The following is a 22785-nucleotide window of genomic DNA, read 5'->3' as shown; positions in this document are numbered from 1 at the left end:
TTATCATTACTGCATTTTAATCGTATAATGGAAGGACAGTCTTTTTTTCCTTTTTTACATTTAACAATGTTAACTATAGCCATACATGATGAAAGGAGTGAGGTTATGGCATTGTCTATATCGCAATTAGCTAAGGAACATCAAGCATTTGTGCTGACTAAATTAAAAGAAGCTGAACAAGGCTTACATCCTTCCTCCACCGAGGATGAGGAACTAGTGCGTCGTGCTGTCTTTTCTGTAAGGAATAAATCCATTGTTTTTGAACGGTTTAATGGAGCGAGTTCTATATTATATGCAAGTGTTCAAGATGTCAGACCCGCTTCTGTTGAAATTGATTTTTCCAAGGAAGAGCTACACTGTAGCTGTCCTCAAGCAAAATGGTGCCGACATCAAATAGGTGCTTTACTTGCTCTCTATCAATATTTTGATTCGGTGCAAAATTGGTCGAGTGCTTGGCGTGCTCAAAAATCAGTTCAGTTAAAATTTTTAGCAGATGAACGCAGCCCGCAAAGCTGGTCGATGATGGTGGATGAGGTGATGAAACGATTATTACCACCTGGGCGCGTACTAGAAGGCTATGGACTTTCTGCTGTAAGAACCGATGCATTGGAGCGTCTTCGTCGACATATGCCCTTTGAGCGTGAATGGCAACCCCTTTATAAGCTGTATATGGACCTAGCTATTTTTAATTCGATATGGCGGCATTTAAATGCAACACCTGGACATTCGTTAGATTCACCTTATATGAAATATTTTATCGATCAAAGCACTCAATCTTTTGAGAGCATTCTCACAGAGCTTTCTAATCGGTCACGTCTGTTTGCGACTGACCCATTTTATGATGCCATCCAAGAGCTAGTAAGAGAATTTTTATTAGAACGACAAGGGCTTTTCGCTAACCGACTTCGTCTATACATGCTGCTGTGGGCAGTGCTTTTTTATGAGAAGCCTCGACGTGAACAGGAATTGGCATTTATAAATAATCTTGATCACCCTTCAGCAGAAATTTCTCTACAATCGCTAAAATTATTATTTTATGTGCTATTACAAAAAGAAGATTTGCTGCTTGAAAGTTTGGCACAGATTGATTTACCACAAATGCAGGATTTGTTTGAACTGGCTACTTTTGCTCAACGTGCTGGTGAGTCCTATTCATTAGCAGTCATTTTACGAGCAATTTTACCTTTGACTGAAGAATTTCTACAGGAAGTCGTTCCAGTTGTTCAGCGTGCCCAATACGTAAGGCAATTCCAACTTTTATTTGACGAGATACAGCTTACAGATGAAGAGGAAGCAATGCTATACAGTGCCTTTGGTGTGTATGGGTTACAGCCGTTCTCAAGTTTTTTAATAAAAAAAGGACGTTATCGTGAATGGGCAGCTCTCCATCAATTAAACCCATCATCTCTATCCTATTTAGAAATGTGTGGATTAAAAGATGTATTACAGGTTGAACCTGCAACTGTTTTACCTTTATATCATGTCTATGCCATGACTGAAATTGCTCAAAAATCGCGACTAAATTATAAGCAGGCTGTGCGTATTTGGAAAAGTATGCGTAGCGCTGCAAAACGGGCTGGCAAAGTAGCTTATTTTGAAACATATATGCAAACCATTCGTGCAGAATATAAACGACTCCGTGCGTTACAAGAAGAAATTGAGAAAGGAAACTTAGTATGATGACAATAAATGCTCCTTCCCCTTTTTCCAAAACACAACAGCTCCGTATTGAAGTAGCTCGGGAAGGATATTTTACGTTGCAGGGTTTTACTGCAAATGGTACAACAATCGATGTTGATACATTAATTTCTTCGCTATTCTTTACTTATGAGGCAAATGTTTATGGATTATTAACAAATCGGGCTGATTTTACAATTGAGGTTTCTACAGCTGAGTTACTAGATATTTTTTCATCAAGCTTCCAGCACCCCTTTATCAGTTGGATTGGTGCAAATGAAGATAGTATGGAATGGTTGAAAAAAGTATACGCCTTACAAGAATACTGGCAAGAGCCTTCACTTTGGTCACATGCTGTCATTGCAGATGATTTTTCATCATTAAGTTTTCCTATTGATCATATAGATTCAGCATTATTGGAAACAGCTGTACAGCAAAAGCTTTCACAGGTTGGACTAATACTAGCTGATTTACCAAAGTTACTCCCCTTTTTCCTACGAGGCGGCTGGCCATTGGATCAAGCTCGTCAAGCTGGAGCTGTTTCCGTTTCTTTACGGTTAAGTGAGCCAGAAGAAGATGCCGATGTATGGTTATTAGAAACGGTCCTAAGTACTGCTACAACAAAAAACTACTGGACACCTGCTATTCGTAAACAATCCTTACCTATAGAAGAAGCACTACCTATAAAGTGGCGAATGTTTGCAACTGAAATTGCGCAGCAACAACAGCAAATTGTAGAACTTCTATCCACCGACACGATCAATAGTGACATCTTTATTCGTGTGACACTGGAAGATTTAGAAGTGCGCTCTTTCCTACGTGAGGATCTCGCTAGATTGCAGGCACTTGGTTTTGATGTTGTACTACCAGCATGGCTAAAGGATTTAAAACAATCCAAAATTAGAGTACGCGTCACAACTAGCAATGTCTCCACAAGAAAGGTAGCAGGTTTAGATGATATTTTAACGTTTAAATGGCAGTTTTCTATGAACGGACAAACGATTTCAGCTGAGCAATTTAAAAAGCTCGTGGATGAGAAACGTGAATTTATTCGTATTGGAACTGAATGGTTCCGAGTAGACGCCAATTGGATGCAAGAAATGCGTGAATTAATGCAGCAGGCTGAAGATGAAAGCTGGACTGTTCGGGAATTGTTATTTAGAGAGTTACCAGAAGACTTGTCTGCTCCTCTTGAGGAAGAAGATGCAGATGATGCACTGAGAGATGATCCAATCTTTGCATTAGAAATACAACAATCATTAAAAGCATACATGGAGCAGCTTTTGGAGAAGAAAGGCTTGCCTGCCGTTCCAATTCCATTGTCCTTACAAACCGAATTACGCCCTTATCAATTAGAGGGCTTTGAATGGTTAGTCTTTATGCGTCAACAAGGTTTCGGTGCGTGTCTAGCCGATGATATGGGCCTTGGAAAAACGGTTCAATTGATTACCTATTTACTTCATATTTATGAGTCCGCAGCTGATTACACGAAGCCATCCATCATTATTTGTCCCACTTCAGTGCTTGGGAACTGGCAAAAAGAACTTGCTCGATTTGCTCCGTCCCTGATTGTGCATACGCATTATCAAACAAATCGAGCAAAGGATGAAGAGTTTAAACAGCTAGTGACAGCAGAAAAGCCACATGTCATTTTATCAACTTATGGTACTGTGTCACAGGATACTGAATTTTTACAGAATATTGATTGGGCAACGGTTGTACTCGATGAAGCTCAAAATATAAAAAATATGCAAACATTACAATCAAAAGCCATTCGTAAATTGCTAGGGGACCATCACATTGCTCTCACTGGGACACCTGTAGAAAATCGTTTATCTGAGTTATGGGCTATTTTTGATTTCATTCATAAGGGCTATTTAGGTAGCTTTGGCCGCTTCAATGAAGAATTTATTTTGCCTATTGAACGGGACGAATCAGAATCGCATAAGCAGAAGCTTCGAGCTAAAATTCAGCCATTCTTATTGCGTCGTACAAAGCGTGATCCACATTTACAGCTTAACTTACCTGATAAGCTAGAATCGAATGAATATTGTCCATTAACAACAGAGCAAGCTTCACTCTATGAGGGCTATATTTTAGAGACACTTGATCAACTAGAGCAGTTAACAGGCTTTCAAAAAAAGGGTCGCGTCTTAAAGATGCTCAGTAAATTAAAGCAATTATGTAATCATCCTGCCTTATATTTAAAGGAACCTTTCGAGGATGCCGAAACAATGCTTGCACGTTCGACTAAGCTAGAGCGCATTGTACAAATGGCAGCTGAGATTGTGGACAATGGGGAGCAATGTCTCATCTTTACACAGTATATTGGAATGGGACAATTGCTACAGCATTGCTTTAGTGAATTATATAATGTAGATGCACCGTTTTTAACTGGTGCTATGCCTAAGCAGCAGCGAGATCGCTTAGTAGAGGCTTTCCAGGCAGGAGATTTCCCTATATTTATCCTTTCATTAAAAGCTGGTGGAACAGGACTTAATTTAACAGCTGCTACTCATGTTTTACATGCGGATCGCTGGTGGAATCCCGCTGTCGAAAATCAAGCAACAGATCGTGCTTATCGCATCGGACAGACACAATTTGTGCAGGTCCATAAATTTGTGACAATTGGTACGATCGAAGAAAAAATTGATAAAATGCTGGTGCAGAAATCTGCATTATCGGAAGAGCTTATTCAATCAAGCCAGTGGTTGACTGAGTTAGAAGATCAAGAACTCCGCGATTTAATAACATTAGATATATAATAATGAGATGCGCCAAGAGCAAATAGTTCTTGGCGCTCTTTTAGTGGAACTTGCTACTTCTTTTCCCTACTTACTTCATCATTCATATTTAGTTGTGTTGTAAATTCCATTGCTGTGCGGTCTTCAGCAATGTTTATTATTAGTGGTACACATCATTCCTTTCTGCTGTTACGGTGCAAGAAATATAAGGAGAATGGCGGATCAGACAATGAATTTTCTCTTGCCCCGTATGTAAACTTTCCTTGCTAAGGTAAGACAAAATCCTTTAAGCCTTCCTGTTCATTCGGTGGCTGCGACGGTACTATAGCTGTTTCGTCACTATCTCTTTGTTTAAGTTGATAAAATCTAACATCCTCAACCACTACCTCTGTCATAAAAATCTTCGTGTTCTCCTCATTTACAAATGACCTTGTTTGAATACGGCCATTGACACCGATTAATGAACCTTTACCGCAATATTTAACGATATTCTCTGCAAGCCTTCCCCAAGCTGTACAGAAAACAAAATCTGTATCTACTTCCCCATGATTGTTTTTAAAATTACGGTTAATGGCTAGTGAAAAATGAGTCTGCACACGATTTCCAGATAAGTAACGTAACACCGGGTCTTTCGTAAACCTTCCAACCAATCCGACTTGATTCATCCGTTCACCTCCTTTGTTTTTGATTGCTCTCATCTTACAAAATGATTCCGGCATTAGCAAAAATCAATATTGTTAATTTCCTTCAGTTTTTGAGCATAAATTGGGTAAATTAACATTTTTGTTTTTCTATTTTTTATTAATTTTTTAGCTGAATGCTTTAGGCTGTAATAGCAAATGCTATTTCATGAAATCTGCAATTTCGCAGTTTTTGAAAAATCGTCACAGGGGCACTTCACAAACAACCGCTACCTCATGTGTTATACTAAAAGAATGACAGACTTAGGAGGAATATACATATTGAAAACATTTAAAATGCTTTCCTTTGACCTTGTCACAAAAGATGGCGTGCAACCATTCCCTTTAATCGATGGCATCATTATTAATCAGGAAAATAGTCATCAATCTTGGATACTTGAATTGTTTATGGAAAAACAATATCGCTCAACCTTTGATGAGCTCTTAGCGAATGCTACAGTATTCAATGTACGTGCAGTTATTTCGTTTCCAGATAATGAACCCGCTCCTTTCCAGGTAATCGTACATACTGTTGAAGAAATCGGTGATCATGTTTCAGTACTATTAAAAGGTACGCTTAAAATTAAACGCTCTAAATATGCTGAGCAATTACTGTCAGAGTTACTTGCTGAGGGCGTTTCCCTAGAGGATTTACTGGATCGCTTTACGCAAGATATGAAAAAGCGACCAAAATTAAAAAATGACTAGCGATGCGAATTTTTGCATCGCTTTTTTGTTGGACAAGCAGTTATTTTTATGTACAATACAATTTAAAAAAGGAGGGTTACATTTGGTTGTTGCTATGAGGGAGAAGCCTTTAAAATTATTATGGCTTGAGGCTTTGATGAGGCGTCTTTTAAAGGATGATGTAGAATTTCATTATTATCAAGAGCAGTATCGTCGACTAGATGCAGGGTTTGCGGGCGAGCAAAAGGTTGATCGCGTATGGCATGAATTAATATACCCAAATACCTTTTTTGTCTTACATAATGTATGCCTTGTGAACACTGCTCAACATCTGCATCAGATTGATACGCTTTTTATTTGTCCTCAATTTATGTTGGTGATAGAAATCAAAAATATACATGGTCGACTTGAATTTGATCAACACACACATCAATGCACACGCACAAAGGTTGATGGTACTGTTGAAGGATTCCCAAATGCTCTTACTCAAACTGAACGTCATATACGATTTCTTAAAGATGTTTTTGCAAGTTGTTCGCTCCCTGTTGAAGGGGCTGTTATTATAGCGAATCCTTCAACAATCATTGTCAATCCAACTAATAATCTCCCCATTTTTCATGTGTCAGGTCTTCATAAGTATCTTCAGTCACTTTTTAAAAAGCATCCTAAAAAAATAATGACGGATAATCATTTAAGTCAATTCGTGCAAGGCTTACTTGCTAAGCGTACGATTCCTCAGATTCATACAACGATAGCCCCATCACGATTTCGACACGGTGTTCTTTGTCCAAAATGTTCCTATCAAAATAATATGTATTTCCATCGTGGCATTTGGAAATGTCCGTTTTGTCATTATAGAAGTATAGAAATTTTTGCAGAGACCATGCTTGATTATCGGTTATTAGTTAGTCATTGTATTACCAATCAGCAGTTACGAGCTTTTTTTAAAATTAATTCTAACGATGCAGCTACTCGATTGTTACGGAAATATCAGTTTCCATATACCGGTACCTATAAGGATCGTGTTTACCATTTACCTGAAAATTTGCTGGAGCATATGAAGAAATTTTATTAATGGGGGTTTTGCTTTGCCTCGCGGGTATTTGCTTTCCTTCCGCGGGTATTCGCTTTCCCTTCCGCGGGTATTCACTTTCCTTCCGCGGGTATTCACTTTCCTTCCGCGGGTATTCACTTTCCTTCCGCGGGTATTCACTTTCCTTCCGCGGGTATTCACTTTCCTTCCGCGGGTATCCGCTTACCTTCCTTTCGCGGGTATTGAAAAAAGAGTGTTTTCCATAGAGGAAACACTCTTTTTATGTTATCGGTTGTTCATACCATCACGGTACTTTTCAGTGTCGTTAACTTTATCGTCGACAACATCATTATTATTGTTGCTGTTTATGTTGTCATTACGTTCAACACCATTTACACCGTTTGCATTTGGTGTGTTGTCATAGCCGTTTGTGCCGTTGATATCGGCATTTGAACCAGGTGTTGTTGCTTCAGGTAATGTTGTATTATCGTTTACAGTACCTCGATCAACACCATTCCCATTTACGTTATTGCGATCGTATGCATCATCACGATTATTCGGATCTAATGCGTCCTCGACATCGTCGACACCACGACGAACGTCATTCTCGACTTCTCGGACAGGGTGATCTTCTACTGCTTTATTTCCCCAGTTACAACCTCCAAGGAATGCAGTTGCAAGAATAATGGTTAAAAATGACATTTTCCACATAGTAAAAAACCTCCTTTCTTGGGTACTATGTCATCAAATACATCTTCTGTATTTGTGATCCTACATAGATTGCCCGGGAAAGGAGGGAACTATCCGATTTTTGTACAAACTATTTTTGTTTTTCTTTTAATAATTGTTCAATATATGCTGCTTCTGCTTTACAGTCGTAGCTATAGTTTGTGCCTAGCTCTTTTTGCAATGTTTCGATTGTTTCGATTTGCTGCGCCGTTGGTTCTTCATTTAAAATTTTGGCAATAACCTCATCGATTTTTTGTGCCATTTCTTCATGAAACTGTGCACTCATCAATGTATCAGCAGGGATTTTTTCGATCCATGCGGCATTCTCCTGAAAATAAGTCTGCCAGCTTGCAATGAAGTCTTCCATGGAAAAGCGCTCTTCATCCCAACCAATACTTGCTAAGTATGTTTCAAAAGATGTTGAAATCGAACGAGTAATGCTAATTTTAATACCTGAAGACAATTCCTTATACATCTTAATAATCCTCCTACATTCGTAAAACCTGAAAATTACATCTATTTCAATTCACAATCGCTTATTTGCCATCGCAATTTAATAACCTACTAATCAATTTTTGACTTGACTTTATCTATTTTATATCTTTTGGTCTACAAATGCAAATTAAGCTTGTTTAGGCTGTTCAGGCCCAATTGCAAATAGAATATCGGCTTCACATACAAGTTCTCCATCTACTGTTGCTACACCATGACCTTTACCCATTACGCCACGAAGTTTTACAAACTCTACTTCCAATTTAAGTTGGTCGCCAGGTACTACTTGACGTTTGAAACGACAATTGTCAACACCCGTTAAAAATGCTAAACGGCCCTTAAATTCTTCTGCATTTAATAAAGCCACTCCACCTACTTGAGCTAAAGCTTCCACAATTAACACACCTGGCATAACAGGGTAACCTGGGAAGTGCCCATTAAAAAAATCTTCGTTGATTGAAACGTTTTTTAAACCTACAGCACGTTTCCCTTCTTCTAATTCAACGATGCGATCTACGAATAAAAATGGATAGCGGTGTGGTAAAATTGCTTGAATTTGTTCTGCTGTTAACATGTCATTTCCCCCTCAAAATTAAGTATGTATACACAAAGTAAGGTAAAGAATAATGTTATTCTTTACCATTCATAATATCAAATATATGCTGCCATGTTTCTCTTTTAAAAATATCCATAGCATTGCCTTCTCCAATAACGCTAAAGCCAAACATTGCGCCTAATGATGCGGCAACAACGACTAAGATGAGAACAATTACAATGCGTAACCAAATCGGAATCAGTCGGATTTGCACCCATCGAACCTCGCGTTGCTCTCCAGTCGAGCGGCGTTCTTTCTTTTCTGGTTGCGGTTGCGTATCGGTTTCTTGTGTCGGCACAGAACGTCGACGTGAATCGTTTGTCATAGATTGTACTCCTCTTCATTCCTTACTATGCGGTTTTGGATGACTTCTTATCGAATGCCATTAATTAGTCCAAGCATTTGATCTGCTAATGTAACCGCTCTTGCGTTGAATTGATAAGAACGTTGTGTTTGAATGAGTTCTGTCATTTCTTTCGAGAGGTTAACATTGGACATTTCTAGTGTACCACTTTGCATGCCAATTTGCTGACGGTTCGCTCCCACAAGCTCTGTTAGAACTTCCGCCTGTGTATAGCCAAGTTCAGCTAAATTATTAGGTAATCCCATATAAGAACCAGCAACATGCTCCATTAATTGCGGCTTTTGGAATTCTGTTACAGCTAAATCCGTACGAATGACATCCCCATTTGGATAAGATGCTTCTAATACACCACCATCTCGAACGGCAAACTTTTGAACAGTATCCGGTAATGTAATAGCTTGTCCTGCAGCATTGGCTACAGGGTATCCCTCTGCTGTTACGAGCATGACTGTTCCATTGTTTAATGGAGATAAATAAAAGTCACCTTGTCGAGTATACACTGTTTCTGTTCCATTTTCACCATCTGGCATTAAAATATTGAAATATTGTTTCGCTTTTGTGAAAGCTAAGTCTAAATTACGATTCGTTGTTTGTAATGAACCTTGCTTTTCATTGGATTTAATTTGCCCAACCATTGCACCCGTTCCATAACGAATACCAACAGGAGTTTGACGCTCAGCACGATCCTGCTTATCATTATTAAACTGCTGATAAAGTAGTTCATTAAAGGATGCTTCCTTTGCTTTATAGCCCGTTGTATTACTGTTAGCAATGTTATTACTAATTGTATCAAGTTTGTTTTGTAATTGACCCATTGTGTTTGTTGCTGTAATCATTGTACGTAGCATTGATAAAAGCCTCCTGTTCGCCCATTAAATTTTTCCGATTTCATTCACAGCTTTTTCCATGCTACGATCATAAGCTTGCAATACTTTTTGGTTTGCTTCAAATGCACGATAGGCTGTCATTAAATCTGTCATTGTGCGACTAGAATCTACGTTTGAACCTTCTAAATAGTTTTGACGTAGTGTAAAGGAAACACCATTCGCTCCATAGGCTGTTGGCAAGTTCTCACCATTTGCTGTACGAATAAGGCCATTATCCTGTTTTTGTAGCATGTTCGGATTTTCAGCGAATGATACACCAACACGAGCTACTTGTTGATCATTTACAAAGATAGCGCCACTTTCATCCAAACGAAAATCATCATTTGGTAGCTGGATACGTTGGCCCGCATCGTTTAGTACGTATAATCCTTGACCGTTAACTAAATAGCCTTGACCATCTAGCGTGAAATTACCATTACGTGTGTACGCCTCACCACCATTAGGATGCTCTAGTCGGAAGAAAATTGAACCAGTAACACCATCTTCATTTTGTGGTAAGTTTCCATCAATCAATGCCATATCTGTTGTAAAATCAGTGTTATAGATTTGGCCCTGTATGTAATTAGGCAATGTTTCTTGTAAATATGTCCCTGTATTTAAAGCTCCTACTTGACTCATATAATCAGCGCCGGCTTGTTGGTGAGCAGGTGCATTTGTTTTTCCAATGCTAGACATTAACATGTCTGGGAACGAGCGAATGGTAGATTGATCTGCCTTAAATCCTGGTGTATTCGCATTTGATAAATTATTGGTAAGTAATTCTGTTCTTCTTTGTTGCGTGATCATACCTGTTGCAACTGTATAAAATCCTTTAAACAAAGAAATCACCTCATTTTAATTTTATAAGGATGCTGGAACACGATCTATATTTTCAAGCATGATACCTGTACCAATGGCTACACAATCCATAGGTCTCTCTGCAATGAATACAGGTACCTTTAACTCTTCTATTAATAGCTGATCCATCCCATGTAACAATGCACCACCACCAGTAATAATCACTCCACGATCAATGATATCAGCTGATAGTTCAGGTGGTGTTTTTTCTAAGACATTTTTAGCTGATTGGACAATCATCGCTACTGATTCGTGTAGTGCACGTTCAATTTCCTCAGACTCAATTGTAATTGTACGTGGTAAGCCTGTTACCATATCACGTCCACGAATATCCATTGTATCATTACGACTACCTTTGAAAACTGTACCAATTGTCATTTTGATTGCCTCGGCAGTACGTTCACCAATTAGCAATTTATATTCTTTTTTAATATATTGCAAAATATCGTTATCAAACACATCGCCTGCTACTTTAATGGATTCACTTGTTACGATATCACCCATTGATAGAACGGCGATATCTGTTGTTCCGCCACCGATATCGACTACCATATTTCCACTTGGTTGGAAGATGTCCATTCCAGCACCGATTGCTGCTACCTTTGGCTCTTCCTCTAAATATACTTTTTTACCACCTGATTTTTCAGCCGCTTCACGGATTGCCTTTTGTTCAACACTCGTAATATTCGTCGGACAGCAAATTAAAATGCGTGGCTTCGCCAAAAATCCTTTTACATTTAGTTTATTGATGAAATGTCTTAACATCGCCTCTGTCACATCAAAATCTGCAATGACTCCATCTCTTAGTGGGCGAATAGCTGTGATATTACCTGGCGTTCTCCCTACCATTTGGCGGGCTTCTTCCCCTACCGCTAATACTTTATTTGTCTTTTTATCGATCGCCACAACAGATGGTTCATTGAGGACGATCCCTTTCCCTTTAACGTGGATTAATACGTTCGCAGTCCCTAAGTCAATGCCAATATCTTTCGAAAACATTCTATAATTTCTCCTTCCCGCCAGTTCCAACTACATAACGTTCATTTTATCTCTTTATCTAGAATATTTTATCATATTCTATTGGTAATTTCACCTAAATTTAGTGAATAAGACTGTTTTCTTTTTAGGTTGTGAACGGCTATAATATAGAATTACTATTCCTTAGAAATCATCAATTATTCTTGTCCAGCACAACAAAAAAGAACGAATCATTCTTGACTCGCTCTTTCTTTCCACTTGTTTTTCGTTGCTTCTCCTCCACGAATATGACGTACGGCCTTATGGTAGGCGAGTATTTCTTTCACTTGGTCAGCTAATCCTTCATGAATTGTTGGTAATCGCTCTGTTAAATCCTTGTGCACCGTACTTTTTGAATAACCAGTCATTTTCGCGAGGACACGCACAGTCTCACGCGTCTCAATCAGTAATTCACCGAGGCGTATGCAGCGCTTCCGAATGTGCTCATGCACGTTCTTCGTCCTTTCCACACAATTTCACAAAATGCTTTGGCAATCAGATGCACATTTGCGCATTTCTTCACCTTATGTGGGGACAAAGCTATTCAGAACACATTTTGCATTTTCTTGATAAAATGCTGACTTTTTATGCGTTACTAGCTTTTCTCATTAAAAAGCTAGTAATTTTTTCGGATTGATATATTTTCCGTTTTCAAGAATTTCGAAATGCATGTGGACGCCAGCCGCTTGATTCCACTCGTTGTCAGTCGCTTTACCTAATGCTTGACCTTGTGTAACCTCATCGCCTTCTTTAACAGCGATATCTTTTACAGAGCTATAATGTGTTTGCATACCATTTGGATGCTCGATCACGATCTTATTGCCTGTAAATGCGTCTAGTTTTACCTCTAGTACTTTACCACTCATAGCAGCTAGTACTTCAAATTCTTCACCATTCATAGCAATAGAGATTCCAGAAGATGTAGTAAATGTTTGATTAAATACCATTAGTGCATTTTCACGAGACTCTTCATTTGCCTCTAACTCGTAAAATTCTTGTAAGACTTGTACTTTACTAAAGTTCTCTTCTTTGAATGGATACATCATGTTTTCAGTTCGTGCATTTGTTTCTACTACAGGACCAGGATCTACTTCAGCTAAATCTGGTAAAGGAGCCTCTTCTACTTTTGATACGAGACTATTGTAACCAAATAATAATCCTGCTAGAACGAGTGCACCACCTGTGTAAACTACTGGCCAAAACCACGGTTTCTTTTGTAATTGGCCATTTTCCTTTTGATTTGGATCTTGGTTTTGAGAAGTTTTGTTATTTTTATCCTCTCTCATTTTCATCACCTCTAGTTGCAGTGTGAACAACTAGAAGTTATTTTAAACATGCATCTATTTTTTTTATTTCAATATCTTGATAATAATAGTGTAAAATTTCGGCAGCTGTTTTCCCTTCATTTGCCATTGCCTCCGCTCCATATTGACTCATGCCTACCCCATGGCCATAGCCCTGAGTTCTCACTTGAACCTTTCTTTTATTGGTATCAAAGACAATGGTAAAATCAGTTGATGGAATACCAAGGAGGGTCCTTACCTCTCTCCCCGTCCAGACATTATTCCCCAACTGTAAACGCTCTACTCGCCCAGAGTCATTATAAAATAACTGGATACGATTAAAATCACTAGGTTGCCATTGTATAGGCCAGAGCTTATTCCATTGCGCTAATGTCCACTCTTGCTCAGACTCAAACTTTGGAGATGTTTGATCGGATATACTTGCAACACTTTGCAAATATGGAATTTCATTTCCACCATAACCATAAGCACTTTCTGTTTTACCGTTACTTGTTGAATGGAACATAGCTGTAATTAATTCATTATTATAAAGAATAACTTGTCCTTGTGTTTCATTGATAGCTTCGACAATTTTCTTTTCATTTCCCAGGAAATTGCTAGCCCAATTCGCCTTTCTTTGCTCTTCATCATAGAAGACTTGCTTTGCCACAGTTGGAGCAATCGTATTTTTACCGTAATTTGTCGTTTTCAACGCATATGTGCGTGCTGCAATCGCTTGTGCCTTCAGTGCCTCTTTTTTAAAAGAAACGGGCATTTCCGCAGCAACTACTCCTGTAATATACGTTTCCAAAGGGATTTTTTCTTCTTGTCCCTCCACTTCTATAAATATTTCACAAGCATTCTCATCACTAGCTGGAGATTTGACAGCTTCTTGCCTTTCACTAAGCCCTACTATAGGAAGCATATATAATGCCCCAATCAAGCAAATGACACCTATACTAATCATCCATTTTTTCATAAGGAATAATATGCTAGATTTCTTTTAGTTATGAGAAAACAAAAACCCTCTGCTTAAAAAGCAAAGGGTTTTGAAATCTATTTAGTTTGTAGGCAATTCAACTGTTATATCTTCAATTGTCACTACTTCTTCTGTAATACGTTCAATATTAGCACCAAGAGATGCTAATTTGCCATGGAAATCAACATAACCACGATCTAAATGATGAAGTTTAGTAACACGTGTCATTCCTTCAGATACAAGACCTGCTAAAATTAATGCAGCCGCAGCTCGTAAATCCGTTGCCATTACTTCAGCTCCCTGAAGATCCACAGGCCCCTCGATAAACACAGAACGTCCCTCTATTTTAGCACCGGCATTCATGCGACGGAACTCCTCAACATGCATAAAACGGTTTTCAAACACTGTTTCTGTAATAATACTCGTACCTTCGGCAGTAAGCATTAAAGCCATCATTTGCGATTGCATATCTGTTGGGAAACCAGGATGTGGCATCGTTTTGATATCAACTGCTTTTAGCGTTTGAGGAACTCGTACACGGATTCCTTCATCCAACTCTGTAATTTCTACGCCCATCTCACGCATTTTAGCAATTAAAGCAGTCATATGCTCAGGAACTGCATTTTCAATCACTACATCTCCTCTAGTAATAGCTGCTGCTACCATAAATGTACCAGCTTCAATACGGTCAGGAATAATATGATGTTCTACTCCGTATAATGTATCGACTCCTTCGATACGAATCGTATTTGTCCCCGCACCGATTACACGGCCACCCATACTATTGATGAAGTTTGCAAGATCCACGATTTCAGGCTCTTTCGCAGCATTTTCAATTACAGTTGTCCCTTCAGCTAAAGATGCAGCTGTCATAATATTTTCAGTTGCCCCAACACTTGGGAAGTCTAAATACACATTAGCCCCTTTTAAGCGACCTTCTGTCTTCGCCTCTACATAGCCATGGCCAAATGAAATTTTTGCACCCATTGCTTCAAAGCCTTTTAAGTGTAATTCAATTGGGCGCGAACCGATTGCACAGCCTCCAGGTAGTGCCACACGAGCATAGCCATTACGAGCAAGTAGAGAACCCATTACTAAAATGGATGCACGCATTTTACTAACAAATTCAAATTGAGCTTCACTTGAAAGTTCTTTTGTTGCATCTATATATACGGCATTATCTTCAGGTATATATGTAACTGCTGCGTTTAAACTTTTAAGTACTTCATTTATTGTAAAGACGTCTGCTAAATTAGGGACTTCTTTAATTACATTTTCTCCTTTTGAAGCAAGTAAAGCTGCTGCAAGGATTGGTAACACTGCATTTTTTGCGCCCTCTACACGAACTTTTCCCTGTAGTTTTTGGCCGCCAGTCACTATTATTTTATCCACCCTATGTCCCTCCGAATTCAATCTATTAACCTATCGAATTTTTATTTTAAAAAGAAGTATAATGTCATAATCAGTAAACAAACAACTCTATAGTACAACTTTTCTAACGCTCGTTCAAGCGTCCAAATCACTATTTTAAGCCATTATTAGATATTTTGCTATTTATTTATTGTACGCTGCCAATTTTTTTTTGTGAATGACCAATAACCCGTTCGCTTCTAATACATACCCAAAGATATATGAATAAAAAACAACTTTTCACTTCTTTTTCTATAAAAAGTGATGTGGTGGATGCCCATTATAGCCCATCTCTCAATGGGTATCTCAACAGCTAATAGCGTAGAATTTATAAGAATCTAATGTGTTAGCGCAATTAGATTTCTGATCCAGCGTTGATCAGTCTTTTTACATAGTTCAAAGGGCCACACAAATGGTATTATAAAGTCCTTTGAAGTATGTAGGCACATAAATTTATTGAAGATAGAAGTGAATTCTTTAAAATAAATATGGAAGTTTGCCTGACCAGTTAGATATTTGGAGAAAGAAATTCGATACTGCTGAGCCTATCGCAATACTAAGTAAAATATATATGAGCTGAATTTGAAAAACTCGATTCTTTTTAAATAATTTTTCAATCATAAAAGCTTGTAATGCGTAAAAAGTTATAGCAATAAAAAATAGATGCGATAATATTCCCAATAAAGCTTCTTGTCCTATCGCCTCATATAGTTCCATGCGGCATCCTCCTTTTCACCTTCAATATGTTGATTCACCTTAAAAAACGGGCAGATGCTATATCTGCCCGTTAAAAATGAATTAGATATTACCCTCATGAACGTTGATACGATTCAACGCACGTTTTAATGCTAGGTCAGCACGTTTGAAATCAATGTTGTCTTGTTTACTTTGAAGACGTCCTTCAGCACGTTTAACGGCTTCTTTAGCACGTTGAACATCGATGTTTTCAGCAATTTCAGCAGACGGCGCTAAAATTGAGATTTTATCTGGACGAACTTCAATGAAACCACCACTTACAGCAACAATATCAGTCGAACCGTTTTCTTTTTTAAGCTTCACTGCACCAATTGCAAGTGGAGCAACCATTGGAATATGGCCTGCAAGAACACCGATTTCTCCTGAAGTTGTTTTGGCGATTACCATTGATACTTCAGAATCGTATACTGGGCCGTCGGGAGTGACAATATTGACTAGAACTGTCTTCATATTTTTTCCTCCTCGTCCCTAGTATTAAACCTCTACGCCCATGCTTTTCGCTTTTTCAACTACTTCATCAATAGAACCAACTAGACGGAAAGCATCTTCTGGTAGGTGATCCCATTTGCCATCAAGGATTTCCTTGAATGAACGAACAGTTTCTTTTACAGGTACATAAGAACCTTTTTGACCAGTGAATTGTTCCGCTACGTGGAAGTTTTGTGATAAGAAGAATTGAATACGACGAGCACGTTCTACTGTTTGTTTATCTTCATCAGATAATTCATCCATACCTAAGATTGCAATGATATCTTGTAATTCACGGTAACGTTGGATTGTACGTTGTACACCAGTAGCAATTGCATAGTGCTCAGCGCCTACGATTTCAGGTGATAATGCACGAGAAGTCGAAGCTAATGGGTCAACCGCAGGGTAGATACCCATTTCTGATAATTTACGCTCAAGGTTAGTAGTTGCATCTAAGTGGGCGAAAGTTGTAGCTGGAGCCGGGTCAGTATAGTCATCGGCTGGTACATAGATCGCTTGGATAGAAGTTACAGATCCTTTGTTCGTAGATGTGATACGCTCTTGTAGTTTACCCATTTCAGTTGCAAGTGTTGGTTGGTAACCTACCGCAGAAGGCATACGACCTAATAGGGCAGAAACCTCAGAACCTGCTTGTGTGAAACGGAAGATATTGTCGATGAATAAAAGTACGTCAGCGCCTTGCTCATCACGGAAGTATTCAGCCATTGTAAGACCCGTTAAAGCTACACGCATACGCGCACCAGGAGGCTCGTTCATTTGACCGAATACCATCGCTGTTTGCTTGATAACGCCTGAATCGCTCATCTCGAAGAATAAGTCGTTCCCTTCACGAGTACGCTCACCTACACCAGCGAATACAGAGATACCTGAGTGCTCTTGTGCGATGTTATTGATTAATTCTTGGATTAATACTGTTTTACCTACACCGGCACCACCGAATAGACCGATTTTACCACCTTTAATATAAGGTGCTAATAAGTCTACTACTTTGATACCTGTTTCAAGAATTTCAACTGTAGTTGAAAGTTCATCGAAAGATGGCGCTTCGCGGTGAATTGAATCACGACGAGCATCAGCTGGAATCTCTTCACCTAAGTCAATTACTTCTCCAAGTACGTTGAATACACGACCTAGTGTCACTTCACCAACTGGTACTGAGATAGCTTTTCCTAAGTCTGTTACTTCTGCTCCACGTTGTAAGCCATCAGTAGATGACATTGCAATTGTACGAACAGAATCATCACCTAAATGAAGTGCAACTTCTAATGCAAGAATTGTTGGATCTTCATTAGGACGTTCAATCTTAACTGTTAATGAGTTATAGATTGCTGGTAATTGGCCGTTCTCGAATTTTACGTCGACAACTGGACCCATTACTTGAATAACATGTCCTTTATTCATTACTGTGTACCCTCCTATCGTATTCTTATACGACATTGGTGAGCTGAGCCTATTCTAAGGCTGCAGCTCCACCAACGATTTCTGTAATTTCTTGTGTAATCGCTGCTTGACGTGCACGGTTATATTGCAATGAAAGATCTGCAATAAGATCAGATGCATTATCAGTTGCATTTTTCATAGCAGTCATACGAGAAGCATGTTCACTTGCTTTTCCATCTAATAATGCGCCATAAACTAAGCTTTCCGCGTATTGTGGAAGTAATACTTCAAGAATTGCTTCACCAGATGGTTCAAATTCATAAGAAGCTTTACTGTTTACAGGTGCGATATCTGTTAATGGAAGAAGTTTTTTCTCTGTCACTTCGTTAGCAATTGCGCTGACAAAGTGATTATAGTACATATAAAGCTCATCATACGTACCGTCAATGAACATACCAACAGCATTACGAGCGATTTCTTTAATATCAGCGAATGTAGGTTGGTCAGGAAGAGCAACAACACTGCTGATGACATTATGATCACGTTTCACAAAGTAATCACGAACAACACGACCTACTGCTAAAATCACGTATTCGTCTTTTGATTTATGACGCTCGTTGATTGTACGTTGTACTTGACGTAGGATGCTTGAGTTGTAAGCACCTGCTAGACCACGGTCAGAACCAATGACTAAGTAAGCTGTTTTCTTTACAGGACGAGCAGTTAACATTGGATGTCCACTGTCTTTTGTACCTGCTGCAATCGCGCCTACTACGTCTTGGATTTTTTCCATATAAGGAACGTAAGCTTTAGCATTTTGCTCTGCACGACGTAACTTGGAAGAAGAAACCATCTGCATCGCTTTCGTAATTTGTTTCGTACTCTTTGTTGAATTAATACGACCTTTTATTTCGCGTAAGTTTACCACTGGTATTTCACCACCTTTTGTTTTTTAATCAAGTGACTAGCTAGAACTTATTCTGATTTAGCGAAAGTTTTCTTGAATGCATTGATTGCTGCTTCATAATCCGCATCAGGAGCAAGCTCTTTTGTAGTACGAACATGATCTAGAACGTTAGTGTGGTTTGAATCTAACCAGCTTAAGAATTCATTTTCGAAACGAACGATATCTTGTACTGGGATATCATCTAAATGACCTTTAGTTAATGCATAAAGGATCGCAACTTGTTTTTCAACTTTAAGTGGTTTGTTTAGGTCTTGTTTAAGCACTTCAACCGTACGTTTACCACGCTCAAGTTTAGCAAGTGTAATTTTATCTAAATCTGAACCGAATTGAGCAAATGATTCAAGCTCACGGAATGCAGCTAAGTCAAGACGTAGTGTACCCGCAACTTTTTTCATTGCTTTAATTTGAGCTGATCCACCTACACGTGATACAGAAAGACCTGCGTTAATCGCTGGACGTACACCTGAGTTGAATAAGTCAGATTGTAAGAAGATTTGACCATCAGTAATTGAGATTACGTTAGTTGGGATGTATGCAGAGATATCCCCAGCTTGTGTCTCTACGAATGGAAGAGCTGTGATAGAACCACAGTTGTAAGTTTCATTTAACTTCGCAGCACGTTCAAGTAAACGGCTGTGTAAGTAGAATACATCACCAGGGTATGCTTCACGACCTGGAGGACGGCGTAAAAGAAGTGAAAGTTCACGGTAAGCTGATGCTTGTTTAGAAAGATCATCATACACGATTAAAACGTGTTTACCTTGTAACATGAATTCTTCTGCCATAGAAACACCAGCAAATGGTGCTAAGTATAATAATGGAGCAGGTTGAGATGCTGCTGCAGTTACAACGATTGTATAATCTAAAGCACCGTGTTTACGTAAAGTTTCAACAACACCACGTACAGTAGATTCTTTTTGACCGATTGCAACATAGATACAAATCATGTTTTCACCATTTTGGTTTAAGATTGTATCGATTGCTACAGATGTTTTACCTACTTGACGGTCACCGATGATTAACTCACGTTGACCACGACCGATTGGCACTAATGCGTCAATCGCTTTAATACCAGTTTGTAGTGGTTCGTGCACTGATTTACGAGCCATTACACCGAAAGCTGGACTTTCAATTGGACGAGATTTTGTAGCGTTGATAGGACCTTGTCCATCCACTGGTTGACCAAGTGGGTTTACAACACGACCAATTAGTTCTTCACCAACTGGTACTTCCATGATACGACCTGTACGACGAACTTCATCGCCTTCTTTGATGTCAGTGTATGGACCTAAGATTACGATACCAACGTTACCTTCTTCTAGGTTTTGAGCCATACCCATAACACCATTAGAGAACTCTAAAAGCTCTCCAGCCATGGCGTTGTCGAGGCCATGAGCAAGAGCGATACCGTCACCAATACGGATAACTGTACCAACTTCGCTTACTTTAAGTTCAGATTCATAATTCTCAATCTGTTGTTTAATCAGACTGCTGATTTCTTCAGCCTTGATGCCCATGTATGTCACCTCTCACATTTCTAAATTATTAACCGATTAATTCACGTTTTAGACGCTCTAGTTTGTTAACTACTGAGCTGTCATAAATATGGTTACCGATTTGAACACGAATACCACCAAGTAAAGTTGGATCGATTTCGTTTGTAATGTTTAATGCTTGTTTTCCAACAAGTTTCGCAAACGCTGTCGAAATATTAGCGCTTTCTTCTGCAGAAAGTGCACGTGTTGAAAATACTGTTGCATCTGCCATACCTTGTGCTTGTGCAGCAAGCTCAGCATATGCATTAGCAATTAGCTTAATCTCGTTTACACGTTTTTTCTCAACTAGAAGTTGAACTGTGTGCAAAACTTCTGGTGTTGCACCAGTGAAAATGTCAGCTACCATTTGCTTTTTACGTTCGATGGAGAACTTAGGCGCACTTAAAAGCGTTAAAAAATCCGGAGATTCTTTCATTACTTTTGTTAGTTCGTTTAAGTCTGCTCCAACTTCAGTAAGCTTGTTTTTTTGTTGCGCTAATTCAAAAAGCGCTTGAGCGTAACGTTTTGCTACAGTTGAATTACTCATCGAGCTTCCCCTGCCTTCGCAATCGTCTCTTCAATAAGAGCACGGTTGTCTGCCTCAGAAATCTCTTTGCTAAGGACTTTAGATGCTGCAAGTACAGATAATGAAACGACTTCATCACGTACAGCTGCAATAGCTTTTTCTTTTTCAGACTCAATTTCACGTAAAGCCGATTCTTTTAAGCGATTTGCTTCATTGCGTGCTACAGTAAGAATTTCTTCTTTTTGTAGTTCGCCTTGCTTCTTAGCGCCCTCAACAATCGATTGTGCTTCTGTACGAGCTTCCTTAAGAAGGCTCTTTTGTTCTTCTAAAAATTGGTGCGATTCTTTGCGCGCTTTTTCAGCTGCTTCGATTTCACTCGCTACTAATTCTTCACGTTGTTGCATGATGCCCATAAGTGGACCCCAAGCGAATTTCTTAAGTAGTAACATTAATACTATGAAAATAACTAATGTTGCGATGATATCTCCACTATTAAACGAAGCACCGCCTGAACCTAGTACAAGATTATCTAAAAACACGATTGTTTCACTCCCTTCAAGAGCTTTAACTTCAACATAATTTAATGACTAAAAAACTACCTATTTTAAAAAGCTATATTTACACATAGCTTTTATCCGTTCCAAAATGAAGGGCGAAGTTTCATCTGGTGAATCCTGCTTCGCCACTAGTAAAATTCAGTGTTCAACTGAATTATTTGTTCATTACGATGAATGCTACTACTACTGCGATGATCGGTAGGGCTTCAACTAATGCAACCCCGATGAACATTGTAGTTTGAAGAACGCCACGAGCTTCTGGTTGGCGAGCGATACCTTCTACTGTTTTTGATACGATAAGACCGTTACCAATACCTGCACCAAGTGCACCTAAACCGATTGCGATTGCTGCTGCTAATAAACCTAATGAACCTGTCATTTGAAAATTTCCTCCTTGGAATTGTTTGTATTTGTTGTTCAAGCATAGGATATATGCTTTATATTAATGGTCATCGCTCACTTTATGAGCCATGTAAACCATTGTTAACATTGTGAAGATAAAGGCTTGGATAAAGCCGATGAAAATTGAGAAACCTTGCCATGCCATCATAGGAACGATTGCCCCGATGAATCCCACAGCACCTGATGATGCTAAACCTGCAAGTAAGCCAAGTAAAATCTCACCCGCGTAAATGTTACCGTAAAGACGTAAACCTAATGTTAATGTGTTTGCAAATTCTTCTACTATTTTAAGTGGGAACATGAATGACATTGGTTTGAAGAATGTACCAACATAATGACCTGTACCCTTCATTTTAACACCATAGTATTGCGTTAAGACTAAAATCATCGCTGCCAACGTCATCGTAACTGTAGGATCAGCTGTTGGTGATTTCCACCATAGCTCATGATCATAGACGATAGAGAATGGAAGACCTAATAAGTTAGATACTGCGATAAACATAATTAGCGTAATGGCTAGAACGTGGAATCGTCCACCAGTTTTCCAGTCCATGTTGCTTTTAATAATATTCTTAACGAAATCCATAATCCATTCCATAAAGTTTTGCATACCAGTAGGTTTTAACTTTAGGCTTCTAGTTGAAATAAAGGCAATTAAAAATACGATAATTGCTGCAACTAGTAACATCATAACTGTCGATTTGTTAAATGTTAAAAAACCGACTTCTAGTAACGGAGCTTCATGATTCATTGTTATTT

25 protein-coding genes are annotated in these 22785 nt (G+C 38.8%); 4 read left to right on the top strand and 21 right to left on the bottom strand.

The window, feature by feature from the left end; genetic code table 11:
* The first annotated feature begins 105 nt into the window (after nt 1-105).
* Both MHB65_RS02995 and MHB65_RS02990 read left to right on the top strand, forming a co-directional pair.
* Nucleotides 106-1680, top strand: coding sequence for a hypothetical protein (locus MHB65_RS02995; RefSeq protein WP_342442432.1), 1575 nt, complete (start codon nt 106-108; stop codon nt 1678-1680).
* Nucleotides 1677-4442, top strand: a complete 2766-nt coding sequence (locus MHB65_RS02990) for a DEAD/DEAH box helicase (protein ID WP_342442431.1) — start codon at nt 1677-1679, stop codon at nt 4440-4442. The genes MHB65_RS02995 and MHB65_RS02990 overlap by 4 nt, the downstream gene beginning before the upstream one ends.
* A 245-nt stretch (nt 4443-4687) precedes the next feature.
* Here the strand turns inward: MHB65_RS02990 and ssb are convergent, their stop codons facing one another.
* Nucleotides 4688-5086, bottom strand: a complete 399-nt coding sequence (gene ssb, locus MHB65_RS02985) for a single-stranded DNA-binding protein (RefSeq protein WP_205446890.1) — start codon at nt 5084-5086, stop codon at nt 4688-4690.
* 297 nt (nt 5087-5383) lie between these two features.
* On the opposite strand from ssb, the gene MHB65_RS02980 reads away from it, so the two are divergent.
* Together MHB65_RS02980 and MHB65_RS02975 are read left to right on the top strand one after the other, a co-directional pair.
* Nucleotides 5384-5809 carry a YwpF family protein gene (locus MHB65_RS02980; protein WP_342442430.1) on the top strand — a complete coding sequence of 142 codons (426 nt, stop codon included), beginning with the start codon at nt 5384-5386 and terminating at the stop codon, nt 5807-5809.
* 82 nt (nt 5810-5891) lie between these two features.
* On the top strand, nt 5892-6863 hold the full coding sequence (locus tag MHB65_RS02975) for a nuclease-related domain-containing protein (protein WP_342442429.1): 972 nt from the start codon (nt 5892-5894) through the stop codon (nt 6861-6863).
* A gap of 243 nt (nt 6864-7106) precedes the next feature.
* Here MHB65_RS02975 and MHB65_RS02970 read toward each other — a convergent pair whose 3' ends face one another.
* From MHB65_RS02970 to atpB, 20 genes are all read right to left on the bottom strand, one after another.
* Nucleotides 7107-7532 (bottom strand): hypothetical protein, encoded by a 426-nt coding sequence (locus tag MHB65_RS02970; RefSeq protein ID WP_205446888.1) that lies wholly within the window; start codon nt 7530-7532, stop codon nt 7107-7109.
* Nucleotides 7533-7641: 109 nt separating this feature from the next.
* A complete protein-coding gene (locus tag MHB65_RS02965; RefSeq protein ID WP_205446887.1) occupies nt 7642-8025 on the bottom strand; it encodes a hypothetical protein in 384 nt (127 codons plus the stop codon).
* A gap of 147 nt (nt 8026-8172) precedes the next feature.
* Nucleotides 8173-8616, bottom strand: coding sequence for a 3-hydroxyacyl-ACP dehydratase FabZ (gene fabZ / locus MHB65_RS02960; RefSeq protein ID WP_205446885.1), 444 nt, complete (start codon nt 8614-8616; stop codon nt 8173-8175).
* A gap of 55 nt (nt 8617-8671) precedes the next feature.
* Complete coding sequence (locus MHB65_RS02955; RefSeq protein ID WP_205446875.1) at nt 8672-8962, bottom strand: DNA-directed RNA polymerase subunit beta; 291 nt, start codon at nt 8960-8962, stop codon at nt 8672-8674.
* A 47-nt stretch (nt 8963-9009) separates the two neighbouring features.
* Nucleotides 9010-9849, bottom strand: a complete 840-nt coding sequence (locus tag MHB65_RS02950; RefSeq protein WP_342442428.1) for a flagellar hook-basal body protein — start codon at nt 9847-9849, stop codon at nt 9010-9012.
* 24 nt (nt 9850-9873) lie between these two features.
* A complete protein-coding gene (locus MHB65_RS02945) occupies nt 9874-10707 on the bottom strand; it encodes a flagellar hook-basal body protein (RefSeq protein ID WP_205446864.1) in 834 nt (277 codons plus the stop codon).
* A 21-nt stretch (nt 10708-10728) separates the two neighbouring features.
* Nucleotides 10729-11724, bottom strand: coding sequence for a rod shape-determining protein (locus MHB65_RS02940; protein WP_004269486.1), 996 nt, complete (start codon nt 11722-11724; stop codon nt 10729-10731).
* Between the two features lie 209 nt (nt 11725-11933).
* The gene (locus MHB65_RS02935; protein WP_004269485.1) at nt 11934-12194 is read right to left on the bottom strand and encodes a sporulation transcriptional regulator SpoIIID; all 261 of its coding nucleotides are present in this window, start codon (nt 12192-12194) and stop codon (nt 11934-11936) included.
* A gap of 156 nt (nt 12195-12350) precedes the next feature.
* Nucleotides 12351-13028, bottom strand: a complete 678-nt coding sequence (locus MHB65_RS02930) for a M23 family metallopeptidase (protein ID WP_205446863.1) — start codon at nt 13026-13028, stop codon at nt 12351-12353.
* 37 nt (nt 13029-13065) lie between these two features.
* A complete protein-coding gene (gene spoIID / locus MHB65_RS02925) occupies nt 13066-14004 on the bottom strand; it encodes a stage II sporulation protein D (RefSeq protein ID WP_342442427.1) in 939 nt (312 codons plus the stop codon).
* Between the two features lie 81 nt (nt 14005-14085).
* Nucleotides 14086-15396: a UDP-N-acetylglucosamine 1-carboxyvinyltransferase gene (gene murA / locus MHB65_RS02920; RefSeq protein ID WP_205446861.1), complete on the bottom strand. Its 1311-nt coding sequence runs from the start codon at nt 15394-15396 to the stop codon at nt 14086-14088.
* Nucleotides 15397-15891: 495 nt separating this feature from the next.
* Nucleotides 15892-16131: a DUF1146 family protein gene (locus MHB65_RS02915; protein ID WP_205446857.1), complete on the bottom strand. Its 240-nt coding sequence runs from the start codon at nt 16129-16131 to the stop codon at nt 15892-15894.
* A gap of 81 nt (nt 16132-16212) precedes the next feature.
* Complete coding sequence (locus MHB65_RS02910; protein WP_205446855.1) at nt 16213-16620, bottom strand: F0F1 ATP synthase subunit epsilon; 408 nt, start codon at nt 16618-16620, stop codon at nt 16213-16215.
* A 24-nt stretch (nt 16621-16644) separates the two neighbouring features.
* Complete coding sequence (gene atpD, locus MHB65_RS02905; protein ID WP_205446853.1) at nt 16645-18060, bottom strand: F0F1 ATP synthase subunit beta; 1416 nt, start codon at nt 18058-18060, stop codon at nt 16645-16647.
* 49 nt (nt 18061-18109) lie between these two features.
* Nucleotides 18110-18967, bottom strand: a complete 858-nt coding sequence (gene atpG / locus MHB65_RS02900) for an ATP synthase F1 subunit gamma (RefSeq protein ID WP_036123615.1) — start codon at nt 18965-18967, stop codon at nt 18110-18112.
* 47 nt (nt 18968-19014) lie between these two features.
* Nucleotides 19015-20523, bottom strand: a complete 1509-nt coding sequence (gene atpA, locus MHB65_RS02895) for a F0F1 ATP synthase subunit alpha (RefSeq protein ID WP_036123620.1) — start codon at nt 20521-20523, stop codon at nt 19015-19017.
* A gap of 28 nt (nt 20524-20551) precedes the next feature.
* Nucleotides 20552-21088: a F0F1 ATP synthase subunit delta gene (locus MHB65_RS02890; protein WP_205446851.1), complete on the bottom strand. Its 537-nt coding sequence runs from the start codon at nt 21086-21088 to the stop codon at nt 20552-20554.
* A complete protein-coding gene (atpF, locus tag MHB65_RS02885) occupies nt 21085-21606 on the bottom strand; it encodes a F0F1 ATP synthase subunit B (RefSeq protein WP_205446849.1) in 522 nt (173 codons plus the stop codon). The genes MHB65_RS02890 and atpF overlap by 4 nt, the downstream gene beginning before the upstream one ends.
* A gap of 172 nt (nt 21607-21778) precedes the next feature.
* Nucleotides 21779-22003 carry a F0F1 ATP synthase subunit C gene (gene atpE / locus MHB65_RS02880; RefSeq protein WP_004269474.1) on the bottom strand — a complete coding sequence of 75 codons (225 nt, stop codon included), beginning with the start codon at nt 22001-22003 and terminating at the stop codon, nt 21779-21781.
* Between the two features lie 63 nt (nt 22004-22066).
* Complete coding sequence (gene atpB / locus MHB65_RS02875; RefSeq protein ID WP_205446847.1) at nt 22067-22777, bottom strand: F0F1 ATP synthase subunit A; 711 nt, start codon at nt 22775-22777, stop codon at nt 22067-22069.
* Between the last annotated feature and the right edge of the window lie 8 nt (nt 22778-22785).

The sequence above is a fragment of the Lysinibacillus sp. FSL K6-0075 genome (assembly GCF_038592945.1).
GTDB lineage: Bacteria > Bacillota > Bacilli > Bacillales_A > Planococcaceae > Lysinibacillus > Lysinibacillus fusiformis_F.
This window is presented reverse-complemented; position numbering and strand designations above follow the sequence as displayed.